This is a genomic window from Pseudomonas sp. FSL R10-0399 (assembly GCF_009600165.1).
In the GTDB taxonomy this organism is placed as follows: Bacteria; Pseudomonadota; Gammaproteobacteria; order Pseudomonadales; family Pseudomonadaceae; genus Aquipseudomonas; species Aquipseudomonas helleri.
On sequence record NZ_WIWK01000027.1, the window covers coordinates 1 to 15,724 of the forward strand.

Here is a 15,724-nt window from a genome sequence, read left to right on the forward strand (position 1 = left end):
TGTTAAGCGATTGTTGATGCAGATCCTGCCGGCCGGGGCTTGCTGGAGTTGACCAGGTGCTGGCCGTGTGTGCGTCCAGGTCAAAAAGCCCCCCAAGTGTTAAGCGATTGTTGATGCAGATCCTGCCGGCCGGGGCTTGCTGGAGTTGACCAGGTGCTGGCCGTGTGTGCGTCCTAATCAAAAAGCCCCCCAAGTGTCAGTAGGGATTAATGCAGATCAGTGCCGAGCTGTTGACCTGGTACTGACAGAGCGGATCGAATTGGCCCCCCAAGTGTCAGGCTGTTTAGGTTGTTGGTGACTGATGGAGGGCTGGCCAGGTGTATTGGCCCCTCACTGCCCTACTGATTTTTGCCGCAGACATGCTGCCAAATAATGACTCGTACCCAAGCCACGGGCCTTGATAATTCTGTATCGAGGCCCAGTAGAGCATTCCGATGACGCGACCCTTGGCCTATGATCAGGGATTCTGGTTAGATGCTGGCGAACTGGTATCGACCGGGCAAAAAAGTGCTTAATAATCAGGTTCATTCCTCGAATGATTCAAGGACCGCAAAGGCTGATCGTAACGTTTAGCCAGAAAGAAGAATTTCTACATCAAGGAGAAAATCAAAATGTCGTATAACCTCGCTATCACCGATGATCTGATCGAAAACCCTTCATCCCGATGCGCTTGCATGGTAGTGCTAGATACATCCGCATCCATGGGAGGAGCACCAATTGAGCAGTTGAACGCGGGTTTCAAGCTATTTTTGCAGTCATTGCACGATGATGAGGTAGCCGACTGCTCGGTTGAGGTAGCGGTTTTAACCGCTGGCGGTAATGTGACTGAAGTACTTCCCTTTACAACAGCTATGAACATTGAAAGCTGCGCAACATTCTCTGCTGGCGGTATGACCCCACTGGGATCCGCCGTTGATAAGGCCTTGGATATGCTGGAGCAGCGCAAAGCGCAATACCGTAATAACGGTGTTGCCTATTATCAGCCCTGGCTGGTGATCATCAGCGACGGCGCACCCAATGATGCCTGGCAGGCTGCAGCTCGGAGAGCTAAGAATCTTTCCGCGCAGCGCAAGCTAGTGTCTTTAACAATAGGTGTTGAAGGTGCCGATCTTCAGATTCTGGGGGAATTTTCCTCTCGTCCTGCCATAAAACTAGATGGACTGAAATTCGCCCAGTTCTTCGAATGGTTGTCGGCCAGTATGAGCCGGGTATCTGCTTCGGCGTCCACCTCTTCCTCTATCGATCTGCCGCCGATGGACAGTTGGGCAAGCATCTAGTACGTGCCGCCACTCATGACGATCTGGCCATGCCCGGACTCAGTTTTGCTTAATTTTTTGACGAAGAGGTAAGGATTCGTGGGGCATAGTAATCAGTTCGTTTTTGATCCACATCGCAGTCCAAAGATGCTCGGTAGCTTGCTAGCTCGTGGAGGCGAAGGTGAAATTTATCCGCTAGCGGAACGCCCTGATGTGCTGATCAAGTGGTATCACGCCGCCGATTTGCAAAAGCGCGGTTCCACCCTGAAGCTTAAGGTGGAAGCCATGCGTGGAATGTCTGCGCTGCAAAAGGAGAGTCACCTGAGCTGGCCGTTGTTTTCGGTATTTGACGATAATAACAACTGGATTGGTTACAGCATGTACCGCGCCAAAGGCCTGCCCATGTTCAAACTCTCCCACGCAGTGTTGTACAAAAAGAATTTTCCGAACCTGGACCGACGCCGCCTGGTCGACTACCTCATCAACCTAGTCTCACAGGTGCAGAACCTACATCAGAAAGGGGTAATGCTGGGTGATTACAACATGCAGAACATCCTATGCAACCCGGACAACGATCACGTCACGCTGATTGACTGTGACAGTTACCAAATCAGCGTTCAGGGGATCCATTATCCGTGCCCGGTCGGTAGCGCCGACATGACCCCGAAAGAACAGCAGAATCGTGAATTCAGTCAGATCGTACGCACATCACAAAGCGAAGCTTTTTCGCTGGCCATTATTCTATTCAAATGCCTAATGCTGGGGCGTCATCCCTATGACATCGTAGGCGGTGATGACCCAGTGCAGAACCTTTGCAACGGAAATTTTGCTTATGGTATCGGCAACAAGGGAGTTCCGAAGGGACCTTGGTACAACATCTGGAGTCATATGCCTCACCGGCTTAAATCACTCTTTATCGCAACCTTTACCGATGGTGCGGATTATCCAGACAAAAGGGCATCTCTCAACGACTGGCTAGAAGCCTTGACGCTGTATGCCAAGGAAATAGATAAAGGCTGGCATGAAGTAGCTATTCTGCCTGCTGCGCCGAAAGCTAAAACATATCGTGGAAGCACGACCGGGCAAAACCTGTCCGCATGAACTGGCGCAGGTTTTTAGAGAAACTATTTCAGGTATTCCAAATGACGGATAAAGCATCACAGGCGCCCATCCAGCAGATCAAGGTTAGTCAGCGCGGTCAACCGAAAACACACGAACAGTCGATGCAGCCAGCGGCAACAGAACGACAAAAACTTAGCCTGAAAAAAACGGCTGATAGCCATATCGAGAGCTCCCCCTTAACGGAAAATAAGCTCCCGGTCGAACCTGATGGGCTGAACCCAGAGCCTTCGCAGATACAAGTTGAGGATCAGGAAAATCCTTTATCACCGGTTGAACCCGAGCCTATACAGGTTATTGAACCCGAATTAGCTGTGCGTTATTGCGCCACTAATGGAGTCTGGCATGCGCAATATGAAGCAGTTGTTGGACTTGCGCACCGTACCGCTAATCCGCCACTGCCATGCCAGGATGCCGCATTGGCATTGGTACAGCCTCGCCCGCTAGTGCTCGTGGCAGACGGCGCAGGCAGTTCACCCGTGTCGGAGATTGGATCCTTGGCGGTTGTGACCGGGATTGCGCGTCTCATCAATACACTGGAGCAGCAAGTGGCAGCACTGCTAGATCAGCCTGGGAAGGTTGACGCAGAGGCCACCCACCGGTTTGCCCTAATGCTGGTCAAGCATGCCAAAGGATTGCTGGACGACCTGGCTGTCAGCCACCGTCGCCCGCAAAATGACTTCCGCTGCACCCTGTTGCTTGCACTGGTAGGCTCGCACCATGTGCTATGGCTGAAAATTGGTGACGGCGCATTGGTAGTGGAAAAAATATGTCATCAGCCGGCGGATAAAGCGCAGGCACTCCCGTCCCTGTCGCCCGAGTTAAGAACGCTAGGTACCGTGGGTAAGGGTGAGTTTGCCAACCTTACTACCTTTATTGACAATCACTTGCGACCCGAGGATGTCCAGATAGGCACCCTAGTAAGCGACAATATTAGTGGACTCGGCGTCATGAGTGATGGTGCAGCAGATCGACTGGTTGCCCAAGATGGCTCGATGGTTGCGGCGCAGGTCAGCCAATGGCTACAAACATTGCGTGAGGATAAACTCAATCGCCGTACACTTACTCAGCGCCTTTATTCAGACACCTTCACCAAAGGTACGACAGGAGATGACTGTAGTCTGGCGTTACTCGCGTGTGGATTCAGCTATGACGAATGATTGACGCTCACGCCCGCCCACTGTAATGGGCGGGATTATCTGTGTAATTGCATTCGTACTTAGCAACATCTGCAGCTACTTGATCAGTGCTTAGAACTTTTCCAAGTAATAGACACGTGTCGTGTTCGGCTAAATTCGTCTGTTTGATATCTTCCCCATGAAACTAACGGCCAAGATATCTGCCAGGGCTCGTTCAGCCTAAAAACCGGACGGCTAGTAGATGCTATCAATATAGGAACTATCTAAGGGCCTGTCACACTCGATAATATCCGGGTAGTCACCCTTCACTAGACCGATAAAGGGTTTGATCACTGGCGCGTCAGGTGTGACGCATAGTACCTGCTTTCCCCCGATAGAAATTTTATCACCCGCGCAAGCTGGAACAATGAGAAAGCATCTCTCTACTCCTGGCTGATTATCGTCTCCTATAACCACCAGAGCGCCGGGCTCGACAGCGCTGAATACCAGCGTATTGCTTGACAGACGCTCTATCAGCTTTTCGCAATCCCTGATGTTTTCTTCTAACTTGAAGGATCTAATTTTTTGGGCTGTAGCTAGGTACTGGGCCTCTTCCTTGAAGGTGTCGTAACGGCTTTGCATAGCACCAATATGAAAGTTTGCTTCACTTTGCGAAAAGCGTACAGACTCCTGCGCAGCGCTCAGCATGCTCAGCAGTTTTTCTTTTATATTCTGGAAAATCTCCAGTTTTTCCTTATTGGTGTTCAAACTTGATCACTCCACTACGATCTGGGAATTGGTATCCTTTGCCTTGTTTCAAGCACCAAGATGAAGAGGAGTCAGGAAACCCACAATTAAAGTTGCAGCGACCTTCTAGAACTAGGCGCAAAGGGATAGATTCGACAGTTTTTCGCATTTCCCGCCCCCATGGTTCGCTGTCAGGGATGAAAAAGGTGTCTTTATCGTAGGTACTGTAAGCTAGGTCTTGCCGCAAATAGCACAATGAGGACCGTCCTTCCGGGAAAACTCTGAAATAATCTCCATAACCCTCAAGGCAGTTCGATTTTTTCGTGCAAAAGCTGCATACGTCGTTGTCTTTCTTTGCCGTCGATTTCAACTTGTACTCGACCAAACCACGACGCGGTGTCAGGTACCGCATTCTTGAGCGGCCACGCTGCTGCCTGTCGTCTTGCATCAATTCTAGATAACCAGGAATAGCAGATTCGCTCAAAGCTTCCTCAGGAGAAATATAGTATTTCTCGTATTCAGTCGCTGATTCGGCTGTCCAGTAGAGATCCAATAATTTCAGTCTTAACTGATGTTGGTCCACGAAGTCTATCTGCTCGTACAGATCATCAGTATAACCTCTCAATAGCACTCGATTGAGTGACATGTTCAGTGAACAGCCAATGCCAGCGCGAATACCTTCAACTAGCTTTTCAAGACTCCCGCCGCCGGTTATCTTTCGATAGATATCCGGCGACATGGAGTGCCAGCTCAGACGCAAGAGATCCAAACCAGCCTCTCTAAGGCTCTCTGCATGTTGCGACAGCAAGCTTCCATTGCTGGTCATCGAAACACGAAAGCCCATCTCCTTTAGTGCTGCGACAACGTGGCCAATTCGCAATCCGTCCTCTCGCCAGAGAAGGGGCTCAAGAGCCGCAACCTCAACCTGCATTAACCCATTGTTTTCTTTCCACCACTGAGCGGCGCTCATCATCCTTGCGAAGCTAAGGCGGATCATTCCATCAACTCCGACAATATCTGATCACATACTTGCTCTTGCGTTTTTTCACTGGTATCAATCTGGATAAGATCGGGCATGGACAGAAACCGATGGTGCGCCTTATCCAGCAAGAGCCAGTTATGATCCGTAGCGGTGACGACGCCAGTTTTTTTCTCTCGCCAAGCAATGCGCTCACGAGCTACGTCTTTATTCACTGTCAGTAGAATTGAGCGATGCGGCCAGATCAGCTCAGGAAATAAATTATGAATGTCTGTTGGCAGTGGTTTTGTATCGGGCCACTGATAGGCGATGGTGGAGTGGATATACCGATCGCAGATAACGGATTGTTTTTCTAATAGGGACTTAATTTCATCTTGTTGTTGCTCTAAAGAGTAGAGATAAAACGCGTATTTTTCTTCAATGGATCCATGACTTTCAATTCGCTGTCGCATATCGGAAAAACGCTCTGCCGGCGTCTTTATATAGGCTGCGAGCATTTTTTCTGCGAGCATGCTGACAATTGTTGACTTTCCGGCACCATCTATTCCTTCAATGGTAATAAAAATATTTTCCATAACCTATTTTTCTGCCTTGCCTGAGTACTTGGAGGTAGAGTTTATGGAAGCCTGTAAATTTTATCGACGCCATTTACACTATAAAAAATAGGCATCTTGTCTTGAAATTCTGACAGTTCTCTGCACCTCGTCAGCTATGAATGAGCAATTTTTACCGCGTCCATTGCTCCAAAACCGCGAATAGGGAGCACCGGAACAGGGAACGCACTTAAGATTTTTTCCGAATTCTGCGGCCTCCCCCATATGACCCTTAGCCATTCAAAAAATGGACAGTATTTTCGTTCTCATTCGAGAGTGCAAGGCAGGTTGGACACCAAAGGGAAGTGCCGGAAAGCCCCCCAAGTGTTAGTAATTAGTCACGAAAGTTACTTGCTAAATAGGGCTTAAAGACCTATAATAATACATAGAGGCCGGGCAGTTTGCCCAGGTCATTTACCGGAGTTCATCCGATGAATACTGTCAAAGTTGCTGTTCTGCGCACTGAAACTGATCGCCTTTTTCGCCTGGCAAACAGTCACTACCATGCTTGCGTTGGAGTGCGTGAGGTTCAGGGCTGGCAAGAAGTCGCCAATCGCGTATTGGATGAGAGTGCCTTGCTCTCCTGCAAGCGTGCCACCGCTTACGATTTGGATCAGTGGACTAGCGCAGTCCAGGCCCTTAAAGATCGGCTGGCGGCGTCTGTAGAGCGTCTGGCGCAGCTCCAGGCGAAGGATGCTAAGCCTTCGCAGCGGCCTATTTTGAGGGTAGTAAGTCCCTGCGAAAACTACTCGCAGAACGACAGAATCCACTAAAACAGTTTGACGGTATAGGGCTTTAAGACCTATACTTGTTCCTGAAGGCCGGGCATGTAGCTCAGGTCAATACCGGAACAAACCGATGACTATTCAAGATCAAGAAAGCACCCCCGTTACCTCCACCATCGTTGCAGATGCTGACCGCCTCGACTTCTTCCCTACCTACTTCGGCAAATACTTCATGGCCGGTGAAAACCTGCTGTACGTCCATGCCGATCGTTTCGTGCAGAACTACCAGGGCGGGTACTGGAATTTTTACACCCTCAGTAACGGCGGCTTTTTTGCAGCGCTGGACACTGACAAAGAGCAGCATGTGGTGATCGCAGATAATTATTGCTCCGAGCGCATGAGTGCAGAGGCTGCGGGGGTCACGCTGATGCTTTTCGTATTGGGCCGTCTTTTGGCGGCACGCATCCCTGAAAACGAGTCAGATCTGTTCATTGACCTTTACCACAAGTTGCGAGAATTCGCGCTGGAGCACGGGGAAGCGCAGGCCATTTTGACCGCCATTGACTGATCAAAAGGCCCGGTTAACCACCGGGCTTTTTCTACTGGGACAGACCAATGACATTCAACGAAAAGGCCAGCCAGGTACGCAACGAAGCCGACAAGGAGGCGATAGCGCAGTTACTGGCGCAGTACTCGTGGGGAAAGGATGTAGGGCCGCGACCAGCGGGTACAGTGCCCTACTCTAGCGCTGATTTAGACAGTCTGACGAGCGAGCCAATTAAGCGAAAGTTGAAGTTAGAAAAACGAGTACAGACATACCGCGCAACGCTTGTTCGATCCATCGCGAAGTACGACGACCTCTAGCGCCGGGGGCTGGATGAAGTGGGGGATTATGACCTGATGGTTTGCTATTCCGGCAGTCCACTTAATGCCTGTAGGCACACGATGGAATTGCATGAGGCTCATATTTCCTATGACCTAAGCATTCTTGAGATACTGGATAGGGAACTGTCTAAATTAGACGTGAGCATTCCCCCAGGTTTTGTGTTGGTCGATGCCGTGTTGCCTGCACACCAGGCGTTCCAGGTTCGGAAATGGGCTGAATCGGCAAAGACAAGACTCAACCAGGCCAGGGCAAAAGCCCGGATGGACACCAGAACAGAAAAGAGAGACAGCGAATGACAGATACTGTCAGGTTTGACATTAGGCCGGAGTGTTTCCGGCCAGCGGCTGGTTGGGAGCAGCCTACCCCGGAAGAAGTTCGGGAAATACTTTTGCGAATTGATCCGCCAAGAGGTCTTAGTGGGGCCGACGCTGCAAAACTGTTAGGCATTCATGGTGGCAGACAAATCCGCCGCTGGACTGGCGGCGATGCACCTATTCCCTATGCCGCGTGGGCCATTTTGGCCGATATGGCGGGCATAGAGCGCATATGGATTGGACACCAGAAATAAGAATTTTAGCGGCTAAAATCCGATATTTAGCTAAATAAATATGGGAAAATAGGTCTTTAAGACCTATAATGCAATTCAAGGCCAGGCAATTTGCCCAGGTCAATGACCGGAGTCGGAACCCGATGAATCAGCAGCGTATTATGCCTTTGATTGATTTACTGCCAGGGGTTGTAACCACAGACCTGCAACAGCGCCGAGACACCATTCTGGAGTTGACTCGCCAGGCGGCAGAAGCAACGCGCAAGGCTCAACTGCTGACCCGCCAAGCGGAACAGCTAAGAGAGCGAGCTAACCTGTCGGCTTGCAGCTTGGAAGGTGACGCCAAAGGGAAGTTTTCAGCGGAAGCTGTAGAGAAGGCAAAAAGCCTGGCTTATCCGCCACGGTGATTGAAGCGCCCCGGATTGCTCCGGGGCACTTGACCCGATGCGGACACATCAAGCCCAAGCCAGGTGCTTGCAGGTAGCATGTTCATGCAATCGCATGGGAGGGGTCAAGTTATGGCTAACAACGTATACAAGTTTCCAGGTAGCGAAGGCGCCCAAGAGGCCCTTAATGCTGTTCCTGAGTCGGCACCCCTAAAAGCGCCTAGCGGGCCTGGTGCGACTAAAAAGGCTTTCTCGGGGGCCGTTAAGGTTTTGTGGGTTGTTGTCGCGCTCGTTTGGCCGGTTCTACGCTGGATACTGGCTCTCGACGTAGTATTTCAAGGAGTGTTGATGCTTTGGCACTGGGACACTCCAGGCAGCCACGCAGGATGGACATTTGCCCTGCACTTCGCAGCCCTGGTTGCGCTCACCTTCTTTGTGTCGGTGTTCAAGCCAAAAGGCGTTAAATAGCTCAATACGTGATTTGAATGAAGGCCCTACGGGGCCTTTTATTTAGCTAAATAAATGGATTTTAGCGGCTAAAATCATTGACCGCACACTATAGTTTAGCTAAACTTATCGGCATGCAGCGGCGGACACCGCTTTGATCAACTTGCCAGGTGCGGAGCTAATTATGGGTATGATCCATGACCAAAAAAACCATGACCGAGGCCCAGTTTGCGGAAACAACCAAAGATCTGAATGTATCGCCTCAGACGCTGGAGATAGCGCACGGGGTTTTGGTATTGGGCAAACCTCAAGCGCACTACGCGCAGGAGTTGAAGTTGACGGCGGGGGCAATCTCGCAGGCAGTACGGCGAGTGTGGTCAGCGTTCCAGGAGCAGAGTGCAGTCCCGAGCGGGTACGAGCGGGTAACGGCGATTCTGCCAGCGCACCAGGCGTTCATTGTGAAGAAGTGGGAACAGGCACACAAAAAAACGGAATCCTAAAAATGAAAATGAAGACACTGGCAAATGCGATTCAGAAGGGGGGGCAAGGGAAGACCATGACGACCTGCCACCTAGCGTTCGATGGTGCGCGCCGTGGCTTGCGGGTGGCTGTGATCGACCTCGATCCACAGGGCAACGCGAGCTACACCCTAGAGGCCCATGCGTGCGGCCTGTTCGCTAGCCAGATGTTTGATGATTCGCCAGACCTTGTGTTGTCATTTTTTGCCGACCGCGATAATTCGGGTATCACCCTGATTCACAATGATGATCGCTTGGCCAACATTGAAAAGCTTGACCTGGAAGATGCTGCAACGCTGTTGCGCACCCATGTTGAGGCGCTTTCGCAGTATTTCGATGTTTGCCTGATCGACACGCCGCCATTCCTCAGCAACGTAATGGCATCGGCACTGTTGAGCGCTGATTTTGTTATGTCTCCGGTGGAGCTGGAGCCATACAGCCTGCAGGGCATGGAAAAAATGGTGGCCGTCATTCAGAACCTGCGCGAAGCAAACCCGGCCCTGCAATTCCTCGGAATGCTGCCGAACCGCTACAACGTCAAGATTCCGCGTCACGTTGAAAACATGGCGATCTTGCGCGAGGCCTATGCCGACTTGGTAATGCCTTTTGACATCCGCCAACGTGACAGCATCGCTGAGGCATTGGGTAATCAAATTCCTGTGTGGGAAATCAAGAAAACCGCTGCGCGTGATGCGACAAAAGAGATTTGTGCAATGACTCAGTACGTGTTTGAAAAGATGGAGGTTATCCAATGAGCGCCAATACCGAGAAGAAGCCCCAGGAAGCCGCTGTGACGCCGAAGAAGCCTGGTGGAATGGGGTTGGGTGGTATGAAACTTTCGGGCCTCCTGAAGACTCAGGCGGCCTCCGAGGAAAGCGCTCTGAAGGAGCTGGACCTTGCTCTGATTGACGAAGATCCCCATCAGCCGCGGCTGGAAGACAACCCAGGCTTTCGTCCTGAAATGATTGCCGAAATCGGTGCGACCATTAAAGCTCGCGGTGTGAAGCAACCCATTTCGGTGCGGGAGAACCCGGACAAGCCAGGGCACTACATCATCAACGATGGAGCGCGGCGCTATCGCGGCTCCAAATGGGCACATAAGACGACCATCCGTGCAATCGTGGACAACGACTTTGTGCCTGATGACCAGGTGGTGGCGAACATCCAGCGCGAGGGTCACACGGCGCGAGAAATAGCCAAGCTCATTGAGCAGCGTTTGGCGTCAGGCATGAAAAAAGGCGAGATTGCCAAACGCTGGGGCAAGTCGCCGGCATACATCACGCAACACGCAGCCTTACTCAATTTGCCCCCTGTAATCGCTCAGGCATTCGATAGCGGCCGTATCGCTGACATTACCCTGGTGAACGAGCTGCTAACTGCCCACAAGGACAAGCCTCAAGAGGTAGCCGACTGGCTGGCAGACGAGAACCAGGAAATCACACGCGGTTCCGTCAAGCTGTTGCGGGAGTTTCTGGATGAGGGGACCGAGCGCGACCCTCATACCATCGACGCATTCAACGGCAAGACAGACGCCGAGAATGAAGGCGATGAAGGCGATGAAGGCGATGAAGGCGGAGAGGAAGGGGCCGGCGATGGCGGGAAGAAGCCGCCGAAAGAAGCAGACCCTACCAAGATCAAGAAGGCTATTGTCCAGGTCGAAATCAACGGCGACCTTTGCCGACTGATCCAGACCAAGCGACCAACTGAAACCGGCCTGGCCTGGTTCAAGAACGAGATCAGCGGCGAGGAATTTGAGGCTGATCTTACTACTGCAAAAATGGTTGCCCTGGTCGAAGGCTAAACATTTAAGGCGCGCGCCTGGCGCGCGCTGCACTTTTCGTAGAGCTGAAAAGACATCATTGGGGGGCATTCAAGGTCACGGAACCCCCCGTAAAATAACGGGCATTCATCAAATTTGGTTGACACAAGTGTCACCTTGTATATGATTGCAAGTGAGCGCGAAACCAGTGGCCTTCAGCGGCAATGACTGGCGTAGGAACCCCGGCGATGGCTGAACATCGGCGTAGGGTGAGACCTCCACACCCCTGCTTGAGGGTGTGTATATGAATATCAAGCTTCAAATTCGAGGGCTACTGTCACCAGTAGCCCTTTTTCTTTGCTCTCAAAAAAGCATGTAGCGCTTGTACAGCAGCTCGCCATGACGATGCTTGTTGAGCGATTTGGCGTCCGTGTGCATAAAGTTCCAGAGCATCTGGCCCTCGAAGAACACAACGCTTACTAGCATCTGCCGCTTCGACTCATACGCACCGATGAAAGCCAGACGGTCAGTGCCGTCCGTGAAGGCCACTTTCCAGACTTCCAGCGGCCCTGTGAGCGTATCTAAAGCCAATCTCACGTAGCGCTCACGGGCATCCAGTCGTTTTTCGACGATGTGATAGATGCTGCTGCGCAGGATCGTCACATCACCCATAGGCGTCTCGACGGTTATGGACAAGATCGCAGGGTCAATGAATCCCAGGTGCTGAGCTGTCACCTCGATGGCGTCTTCATGGGTGGTCGCCGCAGTGACTTCCTCAAGGGCGTGTGTACGCAGCTCACGTTCCAAGGTACGCAGGTCGGGAAGATTGCTATCAACCCACGTGGGTTGGCCTTTTACTTCAGAAATCTTGGGTAGGAGAGTGTCCGTGCTCAAACGTGATGCTCAGCTGTGTCCGATGGCTAGGCCACTATTGTGACACGTCTAAAAATAGACGTGGTGCACAGCGCCGAGCCCAATAAACACACCTTATGAGGACTCGCAGGCCTCAGAAAGCTGCTGAGATTCCAGGGGGGAATAGGGATCGAAAAATCCACCTGCCAAATTTCCGCCGTCAAAAGTCAAAAAAACCTATGCACAATAATGACTTGCGGCATTAATGCCCTGTAAATAAATCATATTTATCGAATAAAGAGTGGCTAGAATGATTCCAACGATATAAAAATCGGAGGATTCGGGGCCGCTGGCCCCGACACACTTTTTTAGTTATCGCTAAGCAGCGGTTAACGGAGCAATTAATGAAGCAGCGCCTACTTGTGATGAATGGACAGAAGCTCGTTCAGGATGAGAAAGCGCCTGGTAAGTGGGAAACAGTGAATGTGGAGAAAGCCGGAGCGTTGAAGCCGGCCATTTACAACATTTACTTGTCCCAGCAGGCCGACAAAACGGCTGCGCACAGTGGCGTGATCCTACACGCTAACAAGGAAAGTATTTACCAACAGAGCGGACGCGATTTTGTGCAGCATAAGCGCTCAGATTTCGATAAAGTACCTGAAATTGGTAGCGCAAAAATCATCACCTACAGCGCGGAATCCGGTCGCGCTCAGGTGGATACCCCGACGCAAACGCAGAGCAGGGGGGTGAAGCGCTAATTTTAGCCGCTAAAATGGAGTGTCCTTATGAATGCTGTTAACGACAAGTCGCATAAGCCCGTAAAGCCCCTGTCGGACGTTCCAGCCAGATCGGTAGGAACAGTAGTTTCAGAGGCTAACGCCCTGCAACAGCAAGCAGAAGACGCCCATGGCGAGCAACAGGCGCTGTTAGAGGCATCACCTTTGGAGTCTCAATACGCGGCCGCCCTGGAGGCCCAGGTGGAGGCCAAGCACGACCAGGTGGAGCGCGTCGAGGTTCGTTTGGAAGGAGTCATTGAGCAGCAGGAAGCAAAGCTCCATCAGATCGAGGCCAAGCAGCCAGGCATCCTGTCGATGCCCAGCACCAGGGCGAACTGGCAGTGTCAGATCCAGCAGCAGCAAGCGCTTTTACAGCGCCTTCATGGGCGCCTTGAAGGCGTGAGAGACATCAAAGACGGCATGGGGCTTCACGGCCCCCGCGTAGAGGAACTGGCGGCCAGAAAGCTGCGCCATGCTGAACCGGAGTTGGCTGAGGGTTGGGATGAAATGCGCGCAGCGCAGCGCGCCCATGAAGCCCTCATGCGCAAGAAGGATCAAGAAAAGCGGATAAAGGTCGAGCGTGAGCAGTCTGCAACGGTAGGGCGGGGCCAGACTCAATCACTCAATTTGAATCGCTCGGTCAGTTGACGGGAAGTCAAAAAAAACGCCGGCCCAAGGGCCGGCGTTTTTGTATCTGGCCACTGGCCAGCTAGTGCAGAGAAGACCAGACAACCAGGAGCGCAGCGGCCAGAGTTATCACGGACGCTGCGACGTTGAGAACAACCAGGTTTCGTGCACTTTGCGCTGGAGCCTCTGCCCTGCGCAATGCCTTGTCGAATTCGGCTTGCATGGCCTTTGCAGCCTCGCTCGCGCTTGCCTTCATGAGACTTGCCATAGCTTCCTTGCTGGCCGTCAGGGAGGCGTTCAGGATGCGCTCAGCCTTTTCCTTTGCGTCATTACCCCACTGGTAGGCAATCCCTTCCAGCTCGCTTTTGAACTGTTCGAGCTGTTCCTCTTGAGCCTTTGCACCCTCGGCCAAAAGCCGGTTGTTCAGAGTGAACAGGATCATGATCGGATCATCCTTGCCTACAGAAATGCCGTGGACGCGAAAGATTTCTTGCCGGAGGCTTTCCAGGTCGTCGGCCATCAGAGTACCCCCGCAGTCTCCAGTTGGCCGAACAGCTGGGTGCGGATCAATTTCAGGCGTTGGCGGTTCATAACCGTGAGTTCAGGGTTTGCCAGTGCCTGGTCAAAGGTGACGCGATCCTGGAGCGTTCTGCTGAGGTCTTGACCGAACGTGTCAGGGTCAAGGTTTGGGACGTGGACAATAGAGGTGATGCGCGCCTTGTTGTCCTTATAAGCCTTCATTTGCTCAAAGGGCTTACCTTCATGCTCAATTGCCCCCCAAAACGGATTGAGCCAAACAACAAACTCAGCTTCTTGAGGGAACTGGCTCGCAAGTTGGCCAAGGCCGGAAACCGTATCAAATAGAGCCTGCCCGCCAGTAACGACCGTGTGAATGATGAGGTCGTGCCCCATATCCTTTATCAGCGCTGGCACCTGGTTACTGATGAGGTAGTGGGTCAGTGGTACGAAGGAAGACGAGCCGTTATCAATAATGATGTCACGGTCAGTCGTGGCGATTGTCTCGATCAGATTATCGAAGTTCCGAGGGTTAATTTGCTTCTGATCGTTCATGATTTCAAGGCGCTGCACGTTAAGCGCCTCATAACCGGAAAACGTCGCATTCACAGGGTCGGTGTCAATGCACGTCACTTCGCGGTTACTGAACGAGTAAAACTGCGCCAAGGCCGAGCAGCCAAACGACTTGCCTACACCGCCTTTGCCCTGGAGCATCATGTGGATTTTTGCCATTACAGATAGTCCTCTTTGTTAGGTTTTGCATCGAAGTTAAAGCCAGTCGGTGCCGGTGGTTTGACTGGATTTGCTTTCGCTGCAGGAGTGCGCGGAGTGGCCGGCACAGTCTCTTTCTCGTTGCTGGCCTGGCTTCCAGGGCGTGCTTCCTCGGCTAGAGCTTTCGGTGCCGCGCCTTGCTTGGATTCCAGGATCAAGCTGTTCACATAGTTACGGAAAGCCTGGTAACTGAACGTCACCTTTCCTTCCTCATGTAGCGTTTCCCATATCGTCTTGATCGGCCATCGGTCATCAAGGGCCTGAATAATCTCGCCTTTCAGCGCGAGAAAAGCCCCCCGGTTCTGCGCTCCTACCGTGGCTTTCTTATTGCGCATCCGGTCAGCGATCCGCTCTGACAGATTCTTAGCCATAGTCTTTTCGCGTTCCTCTAGCGTTCTTTTACCGTTGTTTTTCCATAATTCTGCCGTTCCTTTCTGTCACACACCGTTGTTTTACCGTGCTTTGCGCTCGATTGCGAGCGGAAAACATCGTTTATACCGAAAAAAACGGTACGAGAACGGCGCCGTGCATGGTATTGTTTTGGAGTATCAACGGCGATAAGCCGGGCAAGACAGGTGAAGTAGGCCCACCCGTAAACGGGCGGCTCCTCCTTCACTTCCCCTTATTCGCACTTCGTGCTCAACGGGGTGTCTTGCTCTGCGAGGCGCCGGCTACCGCCGACAGAAGCGAGAAGCGAGAAGCAAATGCCAAAGCAACAACCATCAGATCAAAAGGCCGTGACGCGGAAAGGCAGCCCACCTTTGAAGGTGTATTGCCTGCCGAGCGAGAGGGATCAAATAACAGCGAATGCGCAAGCGGTCGGACTGACGGTTTCGACCTACCTGCTGCGCGTCGGAGCGGGCTACGAAATCAAAAGCACGCTTGATAGCCAGCTTGTAGCCGAGCTGGCAAAAGTGAATGCCGACCTTGGCCGACTCGGTGGCTTGCTCAAGTTGTGGCTGACTGACGACAAGAAATTGGCCGTTGTCGGTAACGCCTGGACGCAGGGCACGGTTCGCGCGTTATTGAAACGTCTGGAAGACACCCAAGCAGCCATGCTTGAGACGGTGCGCCGGATATGAATTTTTTAGCCGCTAAAATC

General features: G+C 52.0%; 20 protein-coding genes. 13 read left to right on the forward strand and 7 right to left on the reverse strand.

Annotated elements, in window-relative coordinates:
- Positions 1–611: 611 nt before the first annotated feature.
- The 3 genes from GHO41_RS10290 (at position 612) to GHO41_RS10300 (ending at position 3,535) form a co-directional block, all read left to right on the forward strand.
- Entirely contained in the window at positions 612–1,277 is a 666-nt protein-coding gene (locus GHO41_RS10290; protein WP_153335804.1) for a VWA domain-containing protein, read from the forward strand.
- A gap of 78 nt (positions 1,278–1,355) precedes the next feature.
- The gene (locus GHO41_RS10295; RefSeq protein ID WP_218577009.1) at positions 1,356–2,357 is read left to right on the forward strand and encodes a hypothetical protein; all 1,002 of its coding nucleotides are present in this window, start codon (positions 1,356–1,358) and stop codon (positions 2,355–2,357) included.
- 41 nt (positions 2,358–2,398) lie between these two features.
- Positions 2,399–3,535, forward strand: coding sequence for a PP2C family serine/threonine-protein phosphatase (locus tag GHO41_RS10300; RefSeq protein WP_178126490.1), 1,137 nt, complete (start codon positions 2,399–2,401; stop codon positions 3,533–3,535).
- A gap of 213 nt (positions 3,536–3,748) precedes the next feature.
- On the opposite strand, the gene GHO41_RS10305 is transcribed toward GHO41_RS10300, so the two are convergent.
- From GHO41_RS10305 to GHO41_RS10315, 3 genes are read right to left on the reverse strand one after another with little or no spacing between them, the layout of a single operon-like run.
- Positions 3,749–4,261, reverse strand: a complete 513-nt coding sequence (locus GHO41_RS10305; protein WP_153433484.1) for a hypothetical protein — start codon at positions 4,259–4,261, stop codon at positions 3,749–3,751.
- The gene (locus GHO41_RS10310) at positions 4,248–5,237 is read right to left on the reverse strand and encodes a radical SAM protein (RefSeq protein WP_153433485.1); all 990 of its coding nucleotides are present in this window, start codon (positions 5,235–5,237) and stop codon (positions 4,248–4,250) included. Before GHO41_RS10310 ends, GHO41_RS10305 begins: the two co-directional genes overlap by 14 nt.
- Positions 5,234–5,794, reverse strand: a complete 561-nt coding sequence (locus GHO41_RS10315; protein WP_153335808.1) for a deoxynucleoside kinase — start codon at positions 5,792–5,794, stop codon at positions 5,234–5,236. The genes GHO41_RS10310 and GHO41_RS10315 overlap by 4 nt, the downstream gene beginning before the upstream one ends.
- 449 nt (positions 5,795–6,243) lie before the next feature.
- On the opposite strand from GHO41_RS10315, the gene GHO41_RS10320 reads away from it, so the two are divergent.
- The 7 genes from GHO41_RS10320 to GHO41_RS10350 all read left to right on the forward strand — a co-directional run bounded on the left by GHO41_RS10320 (position 6,244) and on the right by GHO41_RS10350 (position 11,122).
- Positions 6,244–6,585 carry a hypothetical protein gene (locus tag GHO41_RS10320; RefSeq protein ID WP_120266782.1) on the forward strand — a complete coding sequence of 114 codons (342 nt, stop codon included), beginning with the start codon at positions 6,244–6,246 and terminating at the stop codon, positions 6,583–6,585.
- Positions 6,586–6,670: 85 nt separating this feature from the next.
- Entirely contained in the window at positions 6,671–7,105 is a 435-nt protein-coding gene (locus GHO41_RS10325) for an antirestriction protein (protein ID WP_153433486.1), read from the forward strand.
- Positions 7,106–8,113: 1,008 nt separating this feature from the next.
- Complete coding sequence (gene kleA / locus GHO41_RS10330; protein WP_153433487.1) at positions 8,114–8,377, forward strand: stable inheritance protein KleA; 264 nt, start codon at positions 8,114–8,116, stop codon at positions 8,375–8,377.
- A 111-nt stretch (positions 8,378–8,488) separates the two neighbouring features.
- Complete coding sequence (kleE, locus tag GHO41_RS10335; protein WP_153433488.1) at positions 8,489–8,824, forward strand: KleE stable inheritance protein; 336 nt, start codon at positions 8,489–8,491, stop codon at positions 8,822–8,824.
- Positions 8,825–9,000: 176 nt separating this feature from the next.
- Positions 9,001–9,303, forward strand: coding sequence for a TrfB-related DNA-binding protein (locus GHO41_RS10340; RefSeq protein ID WP_120266786.1), 303 nt, complete (start codon positions 9,001–9,003; stop codon positions 9,301–9,303).
- Positions 9,304–9,305: 2 nt separating this feature from the next.
- Entirely contained in the window at positions 9,306–10,076 is a 771-nt protein-coding gene (locus tag GHO41_RS10345; RefSeq protein ID WP_238939195.1) for a ParA family protein, read from the forward strand.
- Positions 10,073–11,122, forward strand: a complete 1,050-nt coding sequence (locus tag GHO41_RS10350) for a ParB/RepB/Spo0J family partition protein (protein WP_153433489.1) — start codon at positions 10,073–10,075, stop codon at positions 11,120–11,122. The genes GHO41_RS10345 and GHO41_RS10350 overlap by 4 nt, the downstream gene beginning before the upstream one ends.
- Before the next feature lie 321 nt (positions 11,123–11,443).
- Here GHO41_RS10350 and GHO41_RS10355 read toward each other — a convergent pair whose 3' ends face one another.
- Positions 11,444–11,974 carry a PBECR2 nuclease fold domain-containing protein gene (locus GHO41_RS10355; RefSeq protein WP_153433490.1) on the reverse strand — a complete coding sequence of 177 codons (531 nt, stop codon included), beginning with the start codon at positions 11,972–11,974 and terminating at the stop codon, positions 11,444–11,446.
- A gap of 362 nt (positions 11,975–12,336) precedes the next feature.
- On the opposite strand from GHO41_RS10355, the gene GHO41_RS10360 reads away from it, so the two are divergent.
- Entirely contained in the window at positions 12,337–12,690 is a 354-nt protein-coding gene (locus GHO41_RS10360; protein WP_153433491.1) for a KfrB domain-containing protein, read from the forward strand.
- Positions 12,691–12,717: 27 nt separating this feature from the next.
- Positions 12,718–13,356 carry an IncP plasmid survival protein KfrC family protein gene (locus GHO41_RS10365; protein WP_153433492.1) on the forward strand — a complete coding sequence of 213 codons (639 nt, stop codon included), beginning with the start codon at positions 12,718–12,720 and terminating at the stop codon, positions 13,354–13,356.
- Between the two features lie 61 nt (positions 13,357–13,417).
- Here the strand turns inward: GHO41_RS10365 and GHO41_RS10370 are convergent, their stop codons facing one another.
- Genes GHO41_RS10370 through GHO41_RS10380 form a run of 3 tightly spaced genes read right to left on the reverse strand, consistent with a single transcriptional unit; the run spans position 13,418 to position 14,993 of the window.
- The gene (locus GHO41_RS10370) at positions 13,418–13,855 is read right to left on the reverse strand and encodes a conjugal transfer protein TraM (protein ID WP_153433493.1); all 438 of its coding nucleotides are present in this window, start codon (positions 13,853–13,855) and stop codon (positions 13,418–13,420) included.
- Positions 13,855–14,583: a conjugal transfer protein TraL gene (locus tag GHO41_RS10375; RefSeq protein WP_153433494.1), complete on the reverse strand. Its 729-nt coding sequence runs from the start codon at positions 14,581–14,583 to the stop codon at positions 13,855–13,857. Before GHO41_RS10375 ends, GHO41_RS10370 begins: the two co-directional genes overlap by 1 nt.
- Entirely contained in the window at positions 14,583–14,993 is a 411-nt protein-coding gene (locus tag GHO41_RS10380; RefSeq protein WP_120266792.1) for a TraK family protein, read from the reverse strand. Before GHO41_RS10380 ends, GHO41_RS10375 begins: the two co-directional genes overlap by 1 nt.
- Positions 14,994–15,326: 333 nt before the next feature.
- Between GHO41_RS10380 and traJ the strand changes: the two genes are divergently transcribed.
- Positions 15,327–15,704, forward strand: a complete 378-nt coding sequence (traJ, locus tag GHO41_RS10385) for a conjugal transfer transcriptional regulator TraJ (RefSeq protein ID WP_153433495.1) — start codon at positions 15,327–15,329, stop codon at positions 15,702–15,704.
- Positions 15,705–15,724: the final 20 nt, after the last annotated feature.

Excerpts from the sequence above, each read along its gene's own strand:
- GHO41_RS10290 (WP_153335804.1), top strand. The coding sequence starts at position 612 with ATGTCGTATAACCTCGCTATCACCGATGATCTGATCGAAAACCCTTCA.
- GHO41_RS10300 (WP_178126490.1), top strand. The coding sequence starts at position 2,399 with ATGACGGATAAAGCATCACAGGCGCCCATCCAGCAGATCAAGGTTAGT.
- GHO41_RS10310 (WP_153433485.1), bottom strand. The coding sequence starts at position 5,237 with ATGATCCGCCTTAGCTTCGCAAGGATGATGAGCGCCGCTCAGTGGTGG.
- GHO41_RS10315 (WP_153335808.1), bottom strand. The coding sequence starts at position 5,794 with ATGGAAAATATTTTTATTACCATTGAAGGAATAGATGGTGCCGGAAAG.
- GHO41_RS10320 (WP_120266782.1), top strand. The coding sequence starts at position 6,244 with ATGAATACTGTCAAAGTTGCTGTTCTGCGCACTGAAACTGATCGCCTT.
- GHO41_RS10325 (WP_153433486.1), top strand. The coding sequence starts at position 6,671 with ATGACTATTCAAGATCAAGAAAGCACCCCCGTTACCTCCACCATCGTT.
- kleA (WP_153433487.1), top strand. The coding sequence starts at position 8,114 with ATGAATCAGCAGCGTATTATGCCTTTGATTGATTTACTGCCAGGGGTT.
- kleE (WP_153433488.1), top strand. The coding sequence starts at position 8,489 with ATGGCTAACAACGTATACAAGTTTCCAGGTAGCGAAGGCGCCCAAGAG.
- GHO41_RS10340 (WP_120266786.1), top strand. The coding sequence starts at position 9,001 with ATGACCAAAAAAACCATGACCGAGGCCCAGTTTGCGGAAACAACCAAA.
- GHO41_RS10345 (WP_238939195.1), top strand. The coding sequence starts at position 9,306 with ATGAAAATGAAGACACTGGCAAATGCGATTCAGAAGGGGGGGCAAGGG.
- GHO41_RS10350 (WP_153433489.1), top strand. The coding sequence starts at position 10,073 with ATGAGCGCCAATACCGAGAAGAAGCCCCAGGAAGCCGCTGTGACGCCG.
- GHO41_RS10360 (WP_153433491.1), top strand. The coding sequence starts at position 12,337 with ATGAAGCAGCGCCTACTTGTGATGAATGGACAGAAGCTCGTTCAGGAT.
- GHO41_RS10365 (WP_153433492.1), top strand. The coding sequence starts at position 12,718 with ATGAATGCTGTTAACGACAAGTCGCATAAGCCCGTAAAGCCCCTGTCG.
- GHO41_RS10370 (WP_153433493.1), bottom strand. The coding sequence starts at position 13,855 with ATGGCCGACGACCTGGAAAGCCTCCGGCAAGAAATCTTTCGCGTCCAC.
- GHO41_RS10375 (WP_153433494.1), bottom strand. The coding sequence starts at position 14,583 with ATGGCAAAAATCCACATGATGCTCCAGGGCAAAGGCGGTGTAGGCAAG.
- GHO41_RS10380 (WP_120266792.1), bottom strand. The coding sequence starts at position 14,993 with ATGGCTAAGAATCTGTCAGAGCGGATCGCTGACCGGATGCGCAATAAG.
- traJ (WP_153433495.1), top strand. The coding sequence starts at position 15,327 with ATGCCAAAGCAACAACCATCAGATCAAAAGGCCGTGACGCGGAAAGGC.